We start from the raw sequence: 16,575 nt of genomic DNA on the forward strand, positions 1-16,575 counted from the left end.
TACTGATAGTGAAATTTGCGATACGATAAATGAAATAACTTTTTCGGAGGGACTTAAGTGATTAATTCAGCTGATATACTTCAAAAGCTAGCACTCGAATCAAATATAAGGCAAGAAGAAATACCCGATATTGATTTGTATATGGACCAAGTTATACAGTTATTTGACGCAAAGTTTGAAAAATCTCTTCGAAATACAGAAGAGAAAGTATTAACAAAAACAATGATAAATAACTATGCAAAAGGGAAGCTTTTTATTCCAATTAAAAATAAAAAATATTCGAAAGAGCATATTATGTTAATAAGCATGATTTACCAATTAAAAGGGGCGCTTTCAATAAATGATATTAAAGCTATACTTGCCCCTGTAAATGAAAGAATAGAAACGGAAAAATTTGAACTAGAAAGTTTCTATTCTACATTAATAGAATTGCAGCAAAAGAATACTAATAACATAACGGATCAAATCAAGAGACAAGAACAAGAAATAGAACAGCTAACGACTGATGAAGAACTAAAACAGGTATTATTTATTTCAGCATTAGCTAATATAAGTAATGCATATAGAAAAGCTGCTGAGATACTAGTAAATGATTTATTGGAAAACAATAAAATAAAGGGGGAAAAATAATGAAAACTTTATGGACAGATGGAAATATTTTCACAATGCATGCGGAAGACCAAAAGATAGAAGCTGTGTTAGTTGAAGATGGAAAAATTATCCGAACGGGTTCAAAAGAATCTCTTTTACCACTTGCAAATAAGGTGAATTCTCTAAAAGGAGCTACTATGTACCCTGGATTTGTTGATAGTCATATTCATTTGGTTATGCATGGGGAAAAATTAGCTTATTTAGACTTGTCTACCTTTACTTCTATTAATGAGATTGTAAAAGAGGTGGCTCAACGAGTTGATGGTAACGAATGGTACGTTGCAGAAGGATGGAATGACAACAAATTAATAGAAGGAAGACAGATTTATTGTTCAGATTTAGATCATATTATTGAAACGCCTATTGTTTTAAAGAGAGTATGTAGACATGTGCTAGTAGCAAATTCCAAAGCAATGGAACTTGCTGGAATAACAAAAGATACTCCAAATCCAACCGGAGGGATTATCGGCAAGGATTCAGATGGGAACTTAAATGGCTTATTTTATGATGAAGCACAACAATTAATCACTTCAAAAATACCTCCTGCAACAACAGAGTATTTAGTAGATGTGATTAAAAACAGCGTAAGTGACTTACAAGCAAAAGGTTTAACTGGTGTACATACGGAAGAAATGGCGTATTATGGACCTTATACAATACCTTTACAAGCCTATCGAGAAGCAATTGATAAAAATTTTAGAGTACATCTTTTAAGACATCATGACGCTTTCGAGAAGATGCAAGGAGAGAAACCAAGCGAATTTATAGAATTTGGAGCTATGAAAATATTTGTAGATGGTTCTTTAGGTGGTCATACCGCACTATTGTCGGAAGATTATTCCGATAATCCAGGAAATAAAGGTGTAGCAGTCCATGACCCAGGTAAACTGGAGCAATTGGTACAATTAGCAAGAAAATTTAACGAAACAATTGCTGTTCATGTTATCGGAGATAAGGCAACAGAAATAATTGTCGGCTTAATAGAAAAGTATCCTGCTCCGGCTGGAAAGAAGGATAGACTGATACACGTGAACGTTCTAAGCGAAGAGTTAATGGAAAGAATGATTAAATTACCAGTGGTCCTTGATCTCCAACCAATTTTTGTGCCTTCTGATTTTCCTTGGGTTATCGATCGACTTGGTAACAATCGTTTAAAATGGGCATACGCTTGGAAAACACTAATTGATCGAGGGTTTGAATGCTCTGGTGGATCTGATTCTCCTGTAGAAGTGGCTGATCCTCTTTTAGGAATGGACGCTGCAGTAAATAACTCCTATCTACCCGAGCAATCTCTTTCTGCGTTTGAAGCAATTTCTTTGTTTACAACCGGTAGTGCAAAAGCTATTGGCAAAGAAAATGTAAGAGGAAAAATATTACCTGGTTATGATGCAGATTTTACTGTAGTAAGCACAGAGTTAAACAAAACGACTTTTCTAAAAGCATCTATTTTAGAAACCATTGTCGCAGGTGAGATAGTCTACAAAAATAATAGTTTAGTAGAAAATGAAACGAATAATTAATTGCTACGTATATATACTATAAATTCATCGAAAGGAGTATGAGTCTTATGGAAAACACAGGTTTAAAAGTATTGCTACATGCTAGTACTTGGTTTGCGCCATTTTTAGTTCCATTTATTTTGTATTTAGTAATTGATGATGCAGAAATCAAAAAACTATCCATTCAAGCAATTATTTTCCAATTAGTAATCGGTGCTTTAATTTTTATTTCTGCTATACTAATTATTTTTTTAATCGGTATACCAATGATAATTATTTTTGGTATAATGGCATTTGTTGTACCAATTATCGGAATTGTAAAAGCAGTTAATGGAAGTACATTTAATTATCCTATAGTAGGTTCTTGGATTAAATAAAAGGGGAATTTTTAATGGCTACAAAGATCGGTATTGATGCAGGTGGAACGTTAACGAAAATAGCTTATTTTGATGAACATTTGAATTTACAATTAATCAGCTTCCTATCATCAGATATGCAAGCAGTAAAGGATTGGATTGATACTAATCACTCGTTAGCTTCCATTTGTCTTACCGGTGGCCGTGCTGAACAATTAAAGAAACATTTTCTTTCTTCATTGGACATACCATACATAGTTGAGTTTGATGCTACAATGGCTGGAGTTATGTATCAATTAAAACAAGAAAATATTGAATGTGAGAAAGCGATTATAGCGAACATTGGAACTGGGACATCTATACATATAATGAAAGAAAATTCACATAGTCGACTTGGTGGTACTGGAATTGGTGGGGGAACTCTAGTTGGATTGGGACAAGCTTTAACTGGGATAACCGATTATAAAGAGATGATAGAGCTATCCGACTTAGGCAATAGATCTTCCATTGATATTCTAGTAAGTGATATTTACGAAAACAATAAATTACCGATTAATGGTTCTCTGACAGCAAGTAATTTTGGTGGTGTAGCACTTAAAGGGAACTTAAATAGAAGGTATGAGGACTATTTATCAGGAGTACAAGGTATAATTGGTGAAGTGGTTGCATCTTTATGTATACAAGCAGCAGATGCTCACTCTATTGACAACATTATTTATATTGGTTCAACATTAGAAAATAATGAATTACTAAAGAATATAATGGAAAGCTATACAATATTGAAAGAGAAAAAACCATTTTTCTTAGAAAAACATGGGTATAGTGGGGCAATTGGAGCTTTACTGGAAAGTATTTAATTTCTTTGAGTAAAAGTGTTGCAATAAATAATGATGCATGTTATATTTAAAGAGGATTATTTTTGTTCGGTTAGTTAGTAGGTGGCAACACTTTTACTTAACAGTGTTGAGCAAGGATAGTAACACAATGTATGCAGCAACTGCATGCGAGGAGGAAACACACATGGAACAAGGTAAAGTAAAATGGTTTAACTCAGAAAAAGGATTCGGATTTATCGAACGCGAAGGCGGAGACGACGTATTCGTACACTTCTCAGCTATCCAAAGCGAAGGTTTCAAATCTCTTGACGAAGGTCAAGAAGTAACTTTTGAAATCGAGCAAGGCCAACGTGGTCTTCAAGCTACTAACGTAGTTAAAGCTTAATTTTAAACCTAAAACTTTAACAGACTCTCTATTAGGGAGTCTGTTTTTTTGTGTTATGATATGTTATAACATTCAATAGTGTTGTTACTTAGAAATGGGAGTTGGTTAAATGAAAAAGTGGAAAAAAGAAATTCTAATCAATGCACCAATTGAATATGTTTGGCAATTTTTTTACGGTGACTTACATAAAAAGAAAATGATATTCCCAAAAGTAATAGATGAAAATATCATTAAGCAAACAGACCAAGTAGTTGGGACGGTTATAACACAAACCTACCAAAATGGTTCTTTAAATGAACAATATGAATTAACTATCAAAAAGTACAAAAATGAACAAAATTACAAATCTTATCAAGAGAGCTTTTTACTCAATGACCGATTTCGTATGACCATTGAATATGAATTGGAAAATCAAAATGAAACATCAACAAAATTTATATACACATCCATTAACAAACCTAAAAATATTTTATTAAGTATATTTCAATTGTTTGGTAATTCTGACGTTGTGGATAGATTCATGTCTCGAACTAAAGAGAAAATAGAAACTGCTTATAAAAATGAAGAAGCATAGATGTAATATGCTTTGTTACAAGATTTAATAGCAGCTAAAAATATATAGCCTAAAGTGATGTTTAGAAAAAGTTAAGTTACAATTTTTCGTTATACATAAATTTTTTCGGTTTGATTATTTTACATTAGAGCAGGCTACGGTAAATGTTGGATCCGTTAAAGTAATTGAGAATGGGGTACTATAGGAATCAGAAGAAAGTACAATTAAACGAAAAAAAGCTGCCTTTTAAGGCAGTTTTTTTAATACAGCTTCTCTAGCTAATGCGTGCGCTGCTTTATTTTGTTCATCTGGAATCCATTTTATAAAGAAAAAATCAAATGTATCGCTGATCTTTAATATTTTTTCTAATATTGCTGCGAATTCTGCATTTTTAGCATATTTTTTTTCTACCGCAGCACAAACAATTTGTGAATCGGTCCGTACTGAAATGATGGACGAAGTAAGTTTTTGTACCTCTTCAAGTCCTCTAAGCAATGCTAAAAATTCTGTCGTATGATTTGAATATATACCTATATATTCGCTTATCTTAATATGATGACCTTCCCCTTTAATAAAAACACCAATACCACTTGGCCCTGGATTTCCTGTTGTGGATCCATCAATATACACTTCAAGCATTTGTATCACCTGATTTTCATCATTTTTTTTCAGAATGTACTTGTTTGCATGTTGCTCACTTGCAAATAGAAGCATTCAAATAGTACAATCAAATTTATTATAGCGAGGAGAATTAATATGAAAAATAGTCAAATAATAAATGAAATAGATTATTTATTAAATACCTATTGCGAAGGTTGTTTTGTAAAAACCTTATTACGCAAAGAAAAAGGTAAGACTGTCGCCCATGATTTCTGTATTCATTCTTGCACAGTGGGAGAAGAAATAAGACAGGTAGGAGAGAAACTAAATTCTAAATAAAAAAGTCCCACGACCAATTGTCGCAGGAAGAACTGTATTAACTGTTTTTAATGACATTTGCAGCTTGAGGTCCGCGGTTTCCTTCTATTATATCGAAAGATACATCTTGTCCTTCTTCTAAAGCTCGAAATCCATCTCCCTGAATACCTGTAAAATGGACAAATACGTCTTCTCCATCGTTGTACTCGATAAATCCGTAGCCTTTTTCATTGTTGAACCATTTTACTTTCCCCTGTTGCATAATAGTTCCTCCCTCGATCCACTAAATATTCTGAGAATGGATAGTTTAACTATACCATTAAATGCCAGGAATCGTCAATAATATGTCGAATTTACTTCGTTCTTATATACTTTTATATGGATATAATAAAATAAAAAAGTAGGGATAAATATGAATGCTAAAATAGAAACACCATCTGATTTAAGTATTGCCAAAAATGCAACATTGAAACCAATTCATCAAATTAGTGAAAAAATTGGAATACCGAAAGAAGCTATAGAATTATATGGAAATTATAAAGCAAAAATAGATCCTACTAAAATTTCTAAAAAAGCTACCCCTGGTAAAATTGTATTAGTAACAGCTATTAATCCGACCGCTGCAGGAGAAGGGAAATCAACTGTAACTGTTGGGCTCGCGGATGCAATACAACAGTTAGGTCAGTCGGTTGCTGTTGCGCTAAGAGAACCTTCACTGGGACCAGTTATGGGTATTAAAGGTGGGGCTACAGGTGGTGGATTTGCTCAAGTTTTACCGATGGAACAAATTAATCTTCATTTTAATGGAGATCTTCATGCCATTACTACTGCTAATAATGCTTTGTCTGCATTTATTGATAATCACCTCTTTCAAGGAAATGATTTAAATTTAGACCCTAGAAGGATTATTTGGAAACGAGTAATGGATATGAATGATCGTGCATTACGTCATATTACAATTGGTCTCGGTGGTCCTAAACAAGGGGTTCCTCGTGAAGATGGTTTCGATATTACTGTAGCTTCTGAAATAATGGCCGTGCTATGCCTTGCAAAGGATTTAGAAGACTTGAAAGAAAGACTTTCACAGATTGTAATCGGATATACATATGACAAGGAACCAGTAACAGTTCGATCGTTAGGTGTAGCAGGTGCACTCACACTTTTGTTAAAAGATGCATTTAAACCTAATTTAGTGCAGACAATAGAAGGAACTCCTGCAATTATTCACGGAGGTCCATTTGCAAATATTGCACATGGGTGTAACTCCATTATTGCAACAAAAACAGCAACAAACTTAGCGGATATCGTTATTACAGAAGCTGGTTTTGGAGCAGATTTGGGTGCTGAGAAGTTCATGCACATTAAATCAAGACAAGGTGGTTTTTCTCCAGATGCTGTAGTAATTGTGGCAACTATTCGTGCACTTAAAATGCAAGGTGGAAAGCAAAAGGATACCTTGAAGGAAGAAGATGTAAAAGCACTTTTAGTTGGTATCAAAAACCTAGAAAAGCATATTGAAACGATACAAGCATTTGGAATCGAACCAGTGGTTGCATTAAATAAATTTATAACAGATTCACCAGCAGAAATAGATGCAATGCTTTCTTGGTGTAAAGAGAAGAACATAGCTATTGCGCTAACGGAAGTTTGGGAAAAAGGGGGAGCGGGCGGAATAGATCTTGCAGAACTCGTATTAAAACAATTGGAAAAGCCTAATCATTTTTCCCCTTTATACGATGTAACACAAACAATCGAGGAAAAAGTTTTAATTATTGTAAAAAAAGTATACGGCGGAAAAAATGTAGTGTTTACGGAAGAAGCCATAAAACAAATTGATCAAATTAAATCATTCGGCTGGGATGCATTACCGATTTGTATGGCAAAAACACAATATTCTTTATCCGACCAACCGAAGCTCATGGGAAGACCAACTGACTTTACAATTACTGTACGTGAAGTAATACCTAAACTTGGTGCGGGATTTCTAGTATGTTTAACTGGAGATATTATGACAATGCCTGGCTTACCTAAAAAACCAGCAGCTTTGAACATGGATGTTGATGAAAATGGAGAAGCTATAGGATTGTTTTAACGTTTTAAAAGACTGCTCAAAATTAGCAGTCTTTTTTTTATGGAATGTCGTCGTTGCGAATGGTTACGAGTGTAATTTACTCGAATGTATCCGCACTTGGTTCTAAAAGCTGATTAAACAATGCGAAAATTAATTTCTTATTCACTTGTCTAACTTTGCTTTACTAAAAGGCTTCAAAGACTTTTACTTTTTAATGCTTTTTATTTGTGAGTAATTACCTCAATACTTAATTAGAAGGGCAGAAAGATTTTAAATTTAATTTTTAATATGAGATAAATTACCTTATCCATTTCTTAATCTTTTCATAACTTATAAATATTATTAGGAAAGGAGGGGGTAAGAATGTCCGGTTATGGTGGATGCGAAAATGGTGGATACGGAAACAACAGCTTCGCTTTAATAGTTGTATTGTTTATCCTACTTATAATTGTTGGGGCATCTTTTATTTATTAAAGGAAGTATGTTGGAGTTAGGTCAGAAAGCTTAAGCTTGTACAACATTTCATTTTAGTCGTAAGGTATATTTTTTCTAAATTACAAAACGAACTAAAAGATATTATTAATTAAGTNAAAATGATATCAATACAATCTCTTTATAAATCTCCTCTTCAGAAAAAGCGACTTTCTCTATATAGAGTCAGTCGCTTTTCATATGTGTATTTAAATAGAAAAAATCAACACAAAATAAAATGGTTTTAATAAACTATCATTACCATTTATATTAATATTTTGCCTTCAATACTCACTTATTTTTGTATATACGTCGTTATTGTATTTATATTAACCTTATAAATTGATTTCAAATACTTATTTTACTCTTCGTAACCCTGATATTACAAGGATTTAGCGATAATAATACATCTTAATACAGTTCAACTATGTTATTGTATATAATAAGAAGATGAGTTCGTTTAAGGAGTTAGATAGGATGAATACAATTGAAAAATGTGAACGATTAGTCAAAGAAGTGTACAAGCATTTTGATGCTAGTCACGACTTTCAACATATTGAAAGAGTTAGAAAGAATGCATTAGAAATTTTAGAATCATGTGAACATGCAGAACAAGAAATAGTTGAGCTTGCAGTACTATTACATGATGTCAGTGATCCTAAATATGCTAATGACAATGAGAAATCCGAAGAAAATCGTATTATCGAATTACTACATTTGCCAGATGATAAAGTAAGCCATATAAAAGAAGTAATTCGATCGATTTCATTTAATGGTGGAAATGAAGTAGAGCCTAAAACAATAGAAGCGAAAATTGTTCGAGATGCTGATAGGTTGGATGCAATAGGGGCGGTGGGTATTGCTCGAACTTTTGCCTATGGCGGAGCAAAAGGTAGAAAGCTTTATGACTCTCGTGAAACACCTAGAGCAAATATGTCCGTTGAAGAATATCGATCAACAGAAACAGCTTCTGTTACTCATTTTTATGAAAAATTATTATTACTTGCTGATGGAATGCTTACGGAAAAAGGGAAAGAGCTTGCGCAAGAAAGACATGCTTTTATGGAGTCTTTTTTGCAAAACTTAAGAAAAGAAACTGGGGAAACGATATGAGTCATTTAATAATTTCAAACTTAACGAAAACAGTTGGAGAAAAAACACTGTTTGAAAATATAGCATTTACGATTAATAATCAGAACCGTGCAGGATTAATAGGGATAAATGGTACTGGCAAGTCTACATTTCTATCTATTATAGCGGGGCAGTTAGAAGCGGATTCAATAGAGCGTGACAATCCAAACAAATATCGAATTGCTTATTTAGAGCAGCAGCCTATCTTTGAGAAAGAGGAAACGGTCCTTCAAGCAGTATTTGGTGGAGATTCACCTATATTAAAAATAAACCGTGAATATGAAGAAGCGTTAGTTGCTTTAATGGAAGACTCCAACTCAACTGCATTACAAGATAAATTGATGAATTTACAATCACAAATGGATGACCTACAAGCTTGGGATGTAAATGCATTAGCGAAAACAGCATTAACGAAATTGGGTATTACCCAATTTGAAGATTCTGTTTTACATCTATCTGGTGGTCAGCAAAAAAGAGTTGCACTTGCAAAGGTATTGATTGAACCAGCTGACTTACTTCTATTAGATGAACCAACAAACCATTTAGACAAAGAGTCTACTGACTGGTTACAGGAAATGCTTCAACGGGTAGAAGGTGCCATTATATTTGTTACACATGATCGCTACTTCCTCGACGCTGTCGCAACACATATTTATGAATTAGCTGATAAAACGCTATACACGCATTCCGGTAATTATGCTGATTATTTAGAGTCTAAAGCGATTCGCGAAGAAATGAATGCATCTTCTCAACAAAAATTACAAAATCTATACCGCAACGAATTGAAATGGATTCGAAGAGGGGCAAAAGCAAGGTCGACGAAACAAAAAGCTCGAAAAGATAGATTTGAAGAAATAGGATCAAAAATAGATCGTGACAATTCTAATCAGAATTTAGAAATGGAGCTTGCAACGACAAGATTAGGTAAGCAAGTACTAGAAGGAAATTCTATTACTAAACAGTTTGGAACGAAAAAAATAGTAGATGAATTTAATTTTCTTTTACAAGCTGGAGATCGAATTGGAATTGTTGGACCAAATGGGGTAGGGAAAAGTACAGTTTTGAAAATGCTTGCTGGTGAAATACCAATGGATTCTGGTGATATTATTGTTGGTTCAACAGTAAAGCTTATGCATTTTACGCAACAATTACCTGAAATGAATGAGCAGACGAGAATGATTGAATATGTTCGTGAGTCTTCTAATTTAATCGAAACGGGATCTGGAGAGAAATTTTCTGCTGCCCAGATGCTTGAAAGATTTTTGTTCCCTTTAAATACTCATGGTACACAAATTGGCAAGCTATCTGGTGGAGAGAAGAAACGACTAGTTTTGTTAAAAATGCTGATGGAACAACCTAATGTGTTATTACTAGATGAACCAACAAACGATTTAGACATTCAAACATTGTCCGTTTTAGAAGACTTTATGGAAACTTTCCCTGGCGTAATAATTACTATTTCCCATGATAGATTTTTCTTAGACAGAATTGCGAAAAAGCTGTGGATATTAAATGGAGATGGTACTGTCAAAGAATGGTTAGGGATATATTCGGATTACTTAGAGGAAAAAAAAATGAATCCTTCACAATTGGAGGAAGTTAGAGTAGAAGAAATCGAAATAAAAACAACGACTAAAGAGAAGAAAAAACTGTCCTATAAAGAACAGCGTGAATTTGAAACTATTAGTGTCGATATTGAAAAGGTAGAAAAGCTTATAGCTGAAATAGAAGAAAAACTTTCAAAAGCCGGCTCAGATTTTACTTTACTACAAGAGTTAACGGAGCAATTGGATAAGGAAAATGAGAAATATGAGCAATTAATCGAACGTTGGTCTTATTTAGAAGAGCTTGCTTCTTCTTAAAAGATAATTGGAGGGTACAAAGTGAAAATAATAACAATTGAACCAACACCAAGTCCGAATACGATGAAAGTAGTAATCGACAAAGAACTACCATTTGGCAAAAGTCATAATTATAAAATAGATAATATCGATGGAGCACCAATTGAAATCCAAAAAATTATGGAAATCGAAGGTGTGAAAGGTGTTTACCATGTTGCAGATTTCTTAGCACTTGAAAGAAACGCAAAGTTTTCTTGGGAATCCATTTTAGCTTCTGTTGAAAATGTTTTTGGTGCTGAAAATGATTCTACTATTAGTGAAAAGCCAATAGACCACTACGGTGAAGTATATGTACATGTACAACAATATAAAGGCATCCCTCTTCAAGTAAAAGTTTTTGACAGTGAATCTGAGTCACGTTATGGTTTATCCGAACGATTCATAAATGCATTGGATATCGCGATGGAGGGTGACAAAGAAAATTATATCTTATTACGCAAGTGGGTAGATTTCGGTGTTCGTTACGGAGAGCAAAAAGAAATAGGCGAGCAAATAGTTAAAGAGCTTGAAGCAACATTTCCGCAAAGTAAACTTCAACAACTAATTGATGAGAAGGATCATCCTAGTGATGAAAAATCTGCAATTCGTGTTCCATTTACATTGGAACAATTTGAAGCGAGCGAATGGGAACAAAGATTCCAATTACTTAATAACTTGATCAATCCCGAATTAATAGATTTACCAATACTAGCTAAAGCAATTCAAGACGAGCAGGTGTCCATTCGCAGACTTGCTACCGTTTATCTAGGTTTAATTGAGGATGAGGCAGTAATTCCTTATTTAGAAATAGCGTTAAAGGATAAAAGTGCAGCTGTTAGAAGAACTGCTGGAGATGCAATGAGTGATTTAGGATTTGACCAATTTGCAGATGCGATGAAGGTTGCTCTATTCGACAAAAATAAACTAGTTCGTTGGAGAGCAGCAATGTATTTCTATGAAGTAGGTACTATTGATGCACTGCAGACACTTAAAGAAGCAATTGATGACAAGGAATATGAAGTTAAACTCCAAATTCGAATGGCTATTGCTCGAATTGAAGAAGGGGAAGAAGCAAAAGGTTCCGTTTGGAAGCAAATGAATGATGCTCGAAAATAATAAAAACGATAGAAAAAAAGAAGCTTTCCTCTCAAGAGAATAGCTTCTTTTTTATTGATACAGAAAATAATTAAGTACAAAATGCTGAAATTGTTTGGCAGCAGGAGATAAATAACGATTTTTTACTACCGCCATTCCAATAATCCTCTCGCATGTAACTTCCTTTACACGTAGTTTAGCTATTTTATTTGAATTTATTTCTCCACCATCAGGAAGTATAGAAAAACCTAGCCCTGCGGCAACGAAGCCAGCAATAGTAGCTACTTCATCCCCTTCAAAAGAAATATTTGGAGTAACACCTGCTTCTTGAAAAATCTCATCTGTTGTTTTTCGAAGAGCATACCCTTTTTTCATAGAAATAAATGATTCATCTGCTATTTCTTTTAGCGTAATGCTTTCTCGATTAGCAAGTGGATGATTAGTTTGTACAATAACATAAAGTTCATCACGCCATAACTCTGTCCATTCTATTGAACTTTCTTCAACCATCGAAGCGAGTAAGCAAAGGTCCAAATCTCCTGTAAGTAGTTGTTTTAATTGTGTATGTGTATGATTTTGTGTAAATTGAAATGTAATCTTTGGGAATTGCTCGTGAAATGCCCGAATAATATTTGGAACGGAACTTGTACCAAGTGTATGTAAAAATCCAAGGGACACTTCTCCTTCCTCCGGATCAATCAATTGTTTTATTTCTTCTAATCCCTCGTTCATCTCCTTCAAAATTCTCTCCACCCGAAGAAGAAACATATGACCATAGCGATTTAATACAATAGACCGACCTTGTCTATCAAATAACGGTACACCTATTTCCTCTTCTAGTCCCGCTATAGAGCGACTCAAAGCTGGTTGGGAAATAGATAACATTTCAGCTGCATGTGTCATATGTTGTATTTTTGCCAGTGTATGAAAATATTCTAAACGTTGCCATTCCAAAAAAATCGACTCCAGTAATTAATGCATTTTATGCATCATTTTGATACAAATAATAAATTATACTTTATTGGTTGTCAATGATAGTATTATCTTAATAATTTAACACTTTAACTTGATAAAGGGGAAATTTCAATGAAAGTAGTCGCACCTAAATCTTTAACGTTTGAAGGAGGAAAGAGAGCTGTATTATTGCTTCACGGTTTTACTGGTAGCACAAAAGATGTAAAAAGATTAGGGGAATATCTGCAAAAAAGGGGATATACTTGCCATGCTCCAATATATAGGGGGCACGGGGTAACACCTGAAGAATTATTACAAACTAGTCCGTTAGACTGGTGGAAAGACGCTGTTGAAGGTTATCATCATTTAAAAAATAAAGGATATGATGAAATAGCAGTAGCAGGTATTTCGTTAGGTGGTGTATTTTCATTAAAAGTTGCGGAGGAATTTCCAGTAAAAGCAGTTGTCTCTATGTGCGCACCTATAAAGAGAAACAGTTCAAATGGTTTGTTTGAAAGATTATATAACTATGCGAAGATATATAAGTCTTTTGAGGGCAAATCTAGAGATGAAATTATAGAAGAATTAGAGGAATTAAAAAATAGACCAATCGATTCTTTAAATGGAATTATGGAGTTAACAGAAATTACATGTGAGCAATTGAACTCCATCACTTCACCAACACTTGTTCTTCAAGGAGCATTAGATGATCAAATTTATAAAGAAAGTGCAACGTTTATCCATGAACACGTGGAGGCAAACGAAAAAAATATAATTTGGTATAAAGAGTCTGGACATATTATTACTGTAGGAAAAGAAAAAGATAAAGTATGCGAGGATGTCTACGAATTTTTAAATCAAGTAGCTTGGTCGGATTCTATTTACAAATATGCTTAAAATGAAACACCTTCGAACATTTGAAGGTGTTTTTACAATTTAGGAAAAAAATGAGTAAATAATTGAAAATAAGCTAATAATAAAAAGACTTAGACGGAGAAGAGGGAGTATATGAATGAGCAAAATGAAAAAGAAGAACAATTAGTTAAAGATGAACTTCATATCACCTATCATTTCTCCGTATTGTTCACTATTCTAGGAAGTCTGTTTATTTTCTTATTGTTAAGCAATAAAGTAGAGAGCTTAAATTTATTCATTATTGTTCTTTCGATAACAGCTGGAGGACTCCCTTTAGGTCTTAGTGGTGCATTTTTAGATTATAAAGTTTCAGAATATAAAGCAAAAAACAATAAAGTTCTATAATGAATTATGTCGTTGGATATGAAGTGGGGAGTAAAAATGGATTTTTTTTATGGACAAGAGTCTCTGACAGCAATCCAGTGGATATTGCGAGCAATTGTTTCATTCGGTTTCTTGTTACTAGCAACTAAAGTAATGGGAAGAAGATCTATTTCTCAGTTAAGATTAATTGATTTCACTATTGCTTTAGTACTTGGAAACATATTAGCACATCCACTATCGGACGAAAAATTAGGATTAGAAGGATCCCTTATTACTACAGCAGTATTAACTATTTTGTATTTGACTATTGTACTTTTGAGTCTAAAATCAAATACTTTCAGAAAATGGCTGGAGCCGAATCCTTTTCCATTAATAAAAAATGGAGAAATAAAGTATAAGGGTCTGACGAAAGCAAGAATTACATTGGACCACTTATTATCCGAAGCAAGAAAAGCAAGTATAGAAGAAATTGACCAAGTCGCTCTAGCAATCTGGGAGCCCGATGGAACAATCTCTTTTTTCATGTCACCGCAATTTCAACCTTTAACTCCATCTGATATGAAGATGGTTAAAAGTCCCTTTTGTCTACCATTAACAGTAATAAAAAACGGTAAGGTTGAGTACAAGTATTTAAAACAAGCAGGTAAGGATATTACTTGGTTAGAGAATAAAGCGAAAACACTAAATGTACCTATACATGATATACTGTTAGCAACGATTGATAGTAATGAGGAACTAAAAGTCTATTTGTATAAATAAATATGTTTAATTGAAGTAGAGGGGGATTAAGATGAAATTAATTAAAGTTCTTTTAAGTATTTTCGTTATTGTTGTAATTATAGGGATTGCTGCTTACTATTTTGCTCCAAAACTAGTTGCCGATCAGGTTATGGATAAGGTGGCAGTTGAATTAGAAAATAGTGGTCAGCTCGAGAATATTAAACAAGAAATTAGCAATGATCCTCAGTTACAGGCGTTTATTGAGGAAGGTAAAAATGTAGATAGTAGCAAACTTCCATTCCAAACAAAAGAAGAAGCAACTAGAGTATTAGCCAAAAAGTTTAAAATCAGTGATATTCAAGATATTCAAGCAAAAGCACAAGATGGTATGTCAGCAGAGGAAAAACAGGAGATTTTTAATAAACTTGAAAGTACTTTAACAGAAGAAGAAATGTTAGCATTAAAAGTATTAGCATATAAGGAACTCTCTAAATAATCTTTGAACAAACTTAAAAAATGTTAGCATATCACGAAGTTATTTTGCTAACATTTTTTTCTTTGTATTTATTTTTATACTTTATTTGGTGTAGGGTTATTAGTTCCCTTAAGAAAGAAATGATGAATCATAAACATTCTGAAATTTTTAAATGTATTATGCATATTTTTCAGTTTTAAGAGAACATTAACAAGAGTAAATAAAGTATGGAGGGTTTAGAATGAATTATAAAAAATATGTGCTTTCAATTATGACTGTTATTTTATCAACAGGTTTAATGTTTGGATGCAACGGTGTAGATGAAGATGAACCAGATCCAAGTGAAGAACCAACAGAACAGCAAGAAGATAATAGTCAATAAAAGTTTATCCATTAACTAGGGAATACATCGTTCAAAACTGAACGGTGTTTTTTTATTTGGCTCTATTAAAAATGATTTGGTACGAAAATATAAATAATAAGTGAAAAAAAGTGAAAAAACAAGAAAACGTATTTTATTTTTATCTTTTTTCCATCAAATAACTGAACTTATCATGCGTTTTTCTCATCGCACTTTCTCGCATTCATGTAAATACATGTCGGTGGTAGTTCTTGAATCCTTATGACCAATTCTGTCCATAATATAGTTCAAATCAGCCCACTAAACCTAATGTAGATAATTATGTAAAAGGCGTGAAGGACGGACTAAATAATTTGATTTGGCAGGATGATAACCAAGTGGTGAATTTGACCGTTCGGTAGTTTTATAGCATTCAGCCTCGAGTTGTTGTTCGGGTTGCTTATTGATTCGACGTATACGAAGAGCATCAACATTGTGGAAAAATTGAGAAAATATTTATAAATATTAATGGAGTTATACTTATAGGATTCATTAAGTGAAGTAAAAGAAAGTCGTCTAGTAAGATAGAACGTCTCTCTTTAAAAATTATCTGGGTAAGGGACTTAAGTGTTCGTGAATTAAAAGCCATACATCGGATTCCTTAACGAAGACATTTGTTGCCCTTCCATGGCCGCTTGCATATTTTTCATTGATAAGGCCTTCATAGAAATATGTATAAGTACAAGTTGCTGAGTTACTTCCTGTGTAAAGCCAGTGCACTTCTTTTGCTTCGTAATTTTCGTTTTTAACAATTGACCAAGCGTTTTCAAAATATGCCTGTATTTCTTCGTGAGTTGTACAATTTCGATCTGAGAAGAAATAAACAGCATTAGGATGAAGAAGTTTTTTAACTTCATCAAATTTATGAGTGTTTGTTGCCTTGATGTAATTTTGTAATAATATTTTCAATTTTATACTCCCCTATCTTCTCTAATAAAGAC

At 33.4% G+C, this 16,575-nt stretch carries 21 protein-coding genes and 1 pseudogene; 18 read left to right on the forward strand and 4 right to left on the reverse strand.

Features of this window, described 5'->3' with window-relative positions; translation table 11 throughout:
- Nucleotides 1-57: 57 nt before the first annotated feature.
- The 6 genes from AN959_RS07795 to AN959_RS07820 all read left to right on the forward strand — a co-directional run bounded on the left by AN959_RS07795 (nucleotide 58) and on the right by AN959_RS07820 (nucleotide 4,301).
- Complete coding sequence (locus AN959_RS07795; RefSeq protein WP_056829657.1) at nucleotides 58-630, forward strand: DUF1836 domain-containing protein; 573 nt, start codon at nucleotides 58-60, stop codon at nucleotides 628-630.
- Nucleotides 630-2,171: an amidohydrolase gene (locus AN959_RS07800; RefSeq protein ID WP_056829658.1), complete on the forward strand. Its 1,542-nt coding sequence runs from the start codon at nucleotides 630-632 to the stop codon at nucleotides 2,169-2,171. Before AN959_RS07795 ends, AN959_RS07800 begins: the two co-directional genes overlap by 1 nt.
- 47 nt (nucleotides 2,172-2,218) lie before the next feature.
- On the forward strand, nucleotides 2,219-2,527 hold the full coding sequence (locus tag AN959_RS07805) for a DUF4870 domain-containing protein (protein ID WP_053589687.1): 309 nt from the start codon (nucleotides 2,219-2,221) through the stop codon (nucleotides 2,525-2,527).
- Nucleotides 2,528-2,541: 14 nt separating this feature from the next.
- Nucleotides 2,542-3,363: a type II pantothenate kinase gene (gene coaW, locus AN959_RS07810; RefSeq protein ID WP_056829660.1), complete on the forward strand. Its 822-nt coding sequence runs from the start codon at nucleotides 2,542-2,544 to the stop codon at nucleotides 3,361-3,363.
- Nucleotides 3,364-3,526: 163 nt separating this feature from the next.
- Nucleotides 3,527-3,727: a cold-shock protein gene (locus AN959_RS07815; protein WP_053589685.1), complete on the forward strand. Its 201-nt coding sequence runs from the start codon at nucleotides 3,527-3,529 to the stop codon at nucleotides 3,725-3,727.
- 109 nt (nucleotides 3,728-3,836) lie between these two features.
- On the forward strand, nucleotides 3,837-4,301 hold the full coding sequence (locus tag AN959_RS07820; RefSeq protein ID WP_056829662.1) for a hypothetical protein: 465 nt from the start codon (nucleotides 3,837-3,839) through the stop codon (nucleotides 4,299-4,301).
- A gap of 225 nt (nucleotides 4,302-4,526) precedes the next feature.
- Here AN959_RS07820 and AN959_RS07825 read toward each other — a convergent pair whose 3' ends face one another.
- The gene (locus AN959_RS07825; protein ID WP_053589682.1) at nucleotides 4,527-4,919 is read right to left on the reverse strand and encodes a reverse transcriptase-like protein; all 393 of its coding nucleotides are present in this window, start codon (nucleotides 4,917-4,919) and stop codon (nucleotides 4,527-4,529) included.
- A gap of 117 nt (nucleotides 4,920-5,036) precedes the next feature.
- Between AN959_RS07825 and AN959_RS07830 the strand changes: the two genes are divergently transcribed.
- Nucleotides 5,037-5,219, forward strand: coding sequence for a zinc-finger domain-containing protein (locus tag AN959_RS07830; RefSeq protein WP_056829664.1), 183 nt, complete (start codon nucleotides 5,037-5,039; stop codon nucleotides 5,217-5,219).
- A gap of 37 nt (nucleotides 5,220-5,256) precedes the next feature.
- Here the strand turns inward: AN959_RS07830 and AN959_RS07835 are convergent, their stop codons facing one another.
- Complete coding sequence (locus tag AN959_RS07835; protein WP_053589680.1) at nucleotides 5,257-5,460, reverse strand: cold-shock protein; 204 nt, start codon at nucleotides 5,458-5,460, stop codon at nucleotides 5,257-5,259.
- A 150-nt stretch (nucleotides 5,461-5,610) separates the two neighbouring features.
- Between AN959_RS07835 and AN959_RS07840 the strand changes: the two genes are divergently transcribed.
- The 5 genes from AN959_RS07840 to AN959_RS07855 all read left to right on the forward strand — a co-directional run bounded on the left by AN959_RS07840 (nucleotide 5,611) and on the right by AN959_RS07855 (nucleotide 11,867).
- The gene (locus AN959_RS07840; protein ID WP_056829666.1) at nucleotides 5,611-7,290 is read left to right on the forward strand and encodes a formate--tetrahydrofolate ligase; all 1,680 of its coding nucleotides are present in this window, start codon (nucleotides 5,611-5,613) and stop codon (nucleotides 7,288-7,290) included.
- A gap of 342 nt (nucleotides 7,291-7,632) precedes the next feature.
- Entirely contained in the window at nucleotides 7,633-7,743 is a 111-nt protein-coding gene (locus AN959_RS20590) for a YjcZ family sporulation protein (protein ID WP_082460860.1), read from the forward strand.
- A 474-nt stretch (nucleotides 7,744-8,217) separates the two neighbouring features.
- The gene (locus tag AN959_RS07845) at nucleotides 8,218-8,853 is read left to right on the forward strand and encodes an HD domain-containing protein (RefSeq protein WP_082460862.1); all 636 of its coding nucleotides are present in this window, start codon (nucleotides 8,218-8,220) and stop codon (nucleotides 8,851-8,853) included.
- Complete coding sequence (locus AN959_RS07850; RefSeq protein ID WP_056829670.1) at nucleotides 8,850-10,733, forward strand: ABC-F family ATP-binding cassette domain-containing protein; 1,884 nt, start codon at nucleotides 8,850-8,852, stop codon at nucleotides 10,731-10,733. The genes AN959_RS07845 and AN959_RS07850 overlap by 4 nt, the downstream gene beginning before the upstream one ends.
- Before the next feature lie 21 nt (nucleotides 10,734-10,754).
- Nucleotides 10,755-11,867, forward strand: coding sequence for a conserved virulence factor C family protein (locus tag AN959_RS07855; RefSeq protein WP_056829672.1), 1,113 nt, complete (start codon nucleotides 10,755-10,757; stop codon nucleotides 11,865-11,867).
- A 51-nt stretch (nucleotides 11,868-11,918) separates the two neighbouring features.
- Here the strand turns inward: AN959_RS07855 and AN959_RS07860 are convergent, their stop codons facing one another.
- Nucleotides 11,919-12,800, reverse strand: a complete 882-nt coding sequence (locus AN959_RS07860) for a LysR family transcriptional regulator (RefSeq protein WP_056829674.1) — start codon at nucleotides 12,798-12,800, stop codon at nucleotides 11,919-11,921.
- A 132-nt stretch (nucleotides 12,801-12,932) separates the two neighbouring features.
- Between AN959_RS07860 and AN959_RS07865 the strand changes: the two genes are divergently transcribed.
- From AN959_RS07865 to AN959_RS20595, 6 genes and pseudogenes are all read left to right on the forward strand, one after another.
- Nucleotides 12,933-13,697: a carboxylesterase gene (locus AN959_RS07865; protein ID WP_056829676.1), complete on the forward strand. Its 765-nt coding sequence runs from the start codon at nucleotides 12,933-12,935 to the stop codon at nucleotides 13,695-13,697.
- A 111-nt stretch (nucleotides 13,698-13,808) separates the two neighbouring features.
- Nucleotides 13,809-14,060 carry a hypothetical protein gene (locus AN959_RS07870; RefSeq protein WP_053589653.1) on the forward strand — a complete coding sequence of 84 codons (252 nt, stop codon included), beginning with the start codon at nucleotides 13,809-13,811 and terminating at the stop codon, nucleotides 14,058-14,060.
- Nucleotides 14,061-14,096: 36 nt separating this feature from the next.
- Nucleotides 14,097-14,798 (forward strand): DUF421 domain-containing protein, encoded by a 702-nt coding sequence (locus AN959_RS07875; protein ID WP_056829678.1) that lies wholly within the window; start codon nucleotides 14,097-14,099, stop codon nucleotides 14,796-14,798.
- 31 nt (nucleotides 14,799-14,829) lie between these two features.
- Nucleotides 14,830-15,255 carry a hypothetical protein gene (locus AN959_RS07880; RefSeq protein WP_056829680.1) on the forward strand — a complete coding sequence of 142 codons (426 nt, stop codon included), beginning with the start codon at nucleotides 14,830-14,832 and terminating at the stop codon, nucleotides 15,253-15,255.
- A 220-nt stretch (nucleotides 15,256-15,475) separates the two neighbouring features.
- Complete coding sequence (locus AN959_RS21280; protein WP_172794332.1) at nucleotides 15,476-15,616, forward strand: hypothetical protein; 141 nt, start codon at nucleotides 15,476-15,478, stop codon at nucleotides 15,614-15,616.
- 278 nt (nucleotides 15,617-15,894) lie between these two features.
- A pseudogene (locus tag AN959_RS20595) lies at nucleotides 15,895-15,996 on the forward strand (RusA family crossover junction endodeoxyribonuclease); the annotation flags it as partial.
- 184 nt (nucleotides 15,997-16,180) lie between these two features.
- On the opposite strand, the gene AN959_RS07885 reads toward AN959_RS20595, so the two are convergent.
- Complete coding sequence (locus AN959_RS07885; protein WP_056829682.1) at nucleotides 16,181-16,543, reverse strand: nuclear transport factor 2 family protein; 363 nt, start codon at nucleotides 16,541-16,543, stop codon at nucleotides 16,181-16,183.
- Nucleotides 16,544-16,575: the final 32 nt, after the last annotated feature.

The organism is Psychrobacillus sp. FJAT-21963 (assembly GCF_001420585.1).
In the GTDB taxonomy this organism is placed as follows: domain Bacteria; phylum Bacillota; class Bacilli; order Bacillales_A; family Planococcaceae; genus Psychrobacillus.

Coding starts and splice junctions, on each gene's coding strand:
- AN959_RS07815 (WP_053589685.1), top strand. CDS start 3,527: ATGGAACAAGGTAAAGTAAAATGGTTTAACTCAGAAAAAGGATTCGGA.
- AN959_RS07865 (WP_056829676.1), top strand. CDS start 12,933: ATGAAAGTAGTCGCACCTAAATCTTTAACGTTTGAAGGAGGAAAGAGA.
- AN959_RS07875 (WP_056829678.1), top strand. CDS start 14,097: ATGGATTTTTTTTATGGACAAGAGTCTCTGACAGCAATCCAGTGGATA.
- AN959_RS07830 (WP_056829664.1), top strand. CDS start 5,037: ATGAAAAATAGTCAAATAATAAATGAAATAGATTATTTATTAAATACC.
- AN959_RS21280 (WP_172794332.1), top strand. CDS start 15,476: ATGAATTATAAAAAATATGTGCTTTCAATTATGACTGTTATTTTATCA.
- AN959_RS07845 (WP_082460862.1), top strand. CDS start 8,218: ATGAATACAATTGAAAAATGTGAACGATTAGTCAAAGAAGTGTACAAG.
- AN959_RS07805 (WP_053589687.1), top strand. CDS start 2,219: ATGGAAAACACAGGTTTAAAAGTATTGCTACATGCTAGTACTTGGTTT.
- AN959_RS07820 (WP_056829662.1), top strand. CDS start 3,837: ATGAAAAAGTGGAAAAAAGAAATTCTAATCAATGCACCAATTGAATAT.
- AN959_RS07840 (WP_056829666.1), top strand. CDS start 5,611: ATGAATGCTAAAATAGAAACACCATCTGATTTAAGTATTGCCAAAAAT.
- AN959_RS07825 (WP_053589682.1), bottom strand. CDS start 4,919: ATGCTTGAAGTGTATATTGATGGATCCACAACAGGAAATCCAGGGCCA.
- AN959_RS20590 (WP_082460860.1), top strand. CDS start 7,633: ATGTCCGGTTATGGTGGATGCGAAAATGGTGGATACGGAAACAACAGC.
- AN959_RS07800 (WP_056829658.1), top strand. CDS start 630: ATGAAAACTTTATGGACAGATGGAAATATTTTCACAATGCATGCGGAA.
- AN959_RS07850 (WP_056829670.1), top strand. CDS start 8,850: ATGAGTCATTTAATAATTTCAAACTTAACGAAAACAGTTGGAGAAAAA.
- AN959_RS07880 (WP_056829680.1), top strand. CDS start 14,830: ATGAAATTAATTAAAGTTCTTTTAAGTATTTTCGTTATTGTTGTAATT.
- AN959_RS07835 (WP_053589680.1), bottom strand. CDS start 5,460: ATGCAACAGGGGAAAGTAAAATGGTTCAACAATGAAAAAGGCTACGGA.
- AN959_RS07870 (WP_053589653.1), top strand. CDS start 13,809: ATGAATGAGCAAAATGAAAAAGAAGAACAATTAGTTAAAGATGAACTT.
- coaW (WP_056829660.1), top strand. CDS start 2,542: ATGGCTACAAAGATCGGTATTGATGCAGGTGGAACGTTAACGAAAATA.